General features: G+C 66.8%; 3 protein-coding genes. All 3 read right to left on the bottom strand.

Translation table 11 applies throughout. The features are described from left to right. A partial coding sequence (locus AC1D00_RS39910; RefSeq protein WP_477014481.1) for an SH3 domain-containing protein occupies positions 1-914 on the bottom strand: 914 nt, incomplete at its 3' end. 16 nt (positions 915-930) lie between these two features. After that, positions 931-1227, bottom strand: a complete 297-nt coding sequence (locus AC1D00_RS39905) for a hypothetical protein (protein ID WP_477014480.1) — start codon at positions 1225-1227, stop codon at positions 931-933. A 106-nt stretch (positions 1228-1333) separates the two neighbouring features. Then, positions 1334-1720 (bottom strand): intracellular septation protein (locus AC1D00_RS39900; RefSeq protein ID WP_477014479.1); only part of this gene is annotated, 387 nt, incomplete at its 5' end.

The following is a 1720-nucleotide window of genomic DNA, read 5'->3' as shown; positions in this document are numbered from 1 at the left end:
CTGCAATTCGTGACCTGGTTGGAGCAGAGCGCGCGCCACCAGCCGCGGACGCCGTCCTGGCTCTCGACGAGGCCCCAGAGGCCGCTGCAGGCAAAGATTCGCTTCGGGCCGCCGTCTGTGTCGATCGGGCCGCCGAGCTCGCGCTGCGCCGGCATCCATTTGGAATCGACGAAGGGGGCCTGAAACAGGCCGCCCATGCGCGTCGCGCCGTTGGAATAGGACGCGCCGACCTTGTTGGAGGCGACCCAGCCGCGTCCGGCATAGGGCTTTGGCGCGCTGCGCGGATATTTCTTGTCGTCCTCGTAGTCCTTGCCCGGCGGCTTGGCGCCTTCGATCAGAAACCAGCCGTCCTTGAAACCGATGATGCGGAATTCGGTGAGCCAGCCGCCCTCGGGCGTGTTCTCGGCGCCGCCAAGCTTCAGACGGTAGGGCGGCGGCAGCGTGCCGAGCACGCGTGCCTTCACTGACGGCTCGGCGCGCACGTTGAGACCGCTCGGATCCTTGTCGATCGACCAGGCGCCGAGATCGCAGGGTTCGGTGCCGTCGGGCAGCGTTGCGCGCTTGCCGGCGAGATCGGCGTGCAGCTTTGCGAAATCAGTGTCGTCGTTGTCAGGATCCGGCCCGGTGCGCGGCTTCAGCTCGGCTGAGACGGCGCGCGTCGCATCCGGCGTCAGCGTGACCACGAGCGCCTGGCGCGCGGCGAACACGCTTGCGGGTGTCTTCGGATCATGCGACGTCGCCGGATAAACGGCGAGATAGCCGGTCGATCCTTCGGTCCGGTAGGCCGTGCCGGCGATATAGCCCGCCGGCACCATGGCGAGCGCGCTTGCGCGCCACGCCGGTTCGGTGTCATCCGCGCGCGCTTGTGTCGCGATGCACAGGATCGATGCCGCGATGAGACGGAGCACGCGCACGGTTCGCAACGCGGCCTTACGCCCGCACGCCCGTGAACGGAAAACTGCCCATCGGGCCGATGCCCATCTCGCCGCTCATGCTGTCGCCGGACACCGTTCCGATGAACTCGAGCGTCAACRGCATCGGATTGGTGATCGAGACTTTCCAGTTGACGGCGTCGCCGCTGACGGTGCCGTCGAAGATCTCGGCGGTATTTCCTTCCGCGCCTTGCGTGCCCGTGAGCGCGCCGTCGGCGGCCTTCAGGCTCAGCGTCGCGTTGCGCTCGCCCATCGGCGTCGTCATGGTCAGATTCCAGTTGCCGTCTACGGCCATTCCCGTCTCCCGAACAAATCCCGGCGGGCCGCGACGATCCGCGGCCAGTCCTGAGCGAGCCTATAACCCAACTCGGCGCGCCTGCCTAACGCTGCATTGGAGGGATTTAGGCGCGGGCGGCGGCGCGCCGGCGGCTGGTGACGATGAGCCGCAGAACGACATACTGCACGGCAAAGGCGAGGATCTTGGCGCCGCCCGCGACCACCGTGATGTAGAACGCCCACAGCTTCAGATCGCCTGTGGAGGCGACCGCGATCATGCCGGCGCCGATCACGAACATCAGCACCGCCCAGGCATAGCCCGCAGCGGTGACATATTCCGGAACGGTCTCGGCGACGATCGGCGGCATGTAGCGCAGCATCCAGCCGCGCTTGAGCATGATGGCGCCGATCGCGAAATGCGCGATCGAGGGCTTTGCCAGCATGAAGCGGGGATCATTGGTCAGCAGCGTGACCGTGCCCAGCACGATGACGAGCGCGAKGCTTGCATAGGT

Source organism: Bradyrhizobium sp. P2_E8 (assembly GCF_056403875.1).
The sequence above is the reverse complement of the archived record's forward strand: the minus strand, read 5'-3'. Positions and strand labels throughout refer to the sequence as shown.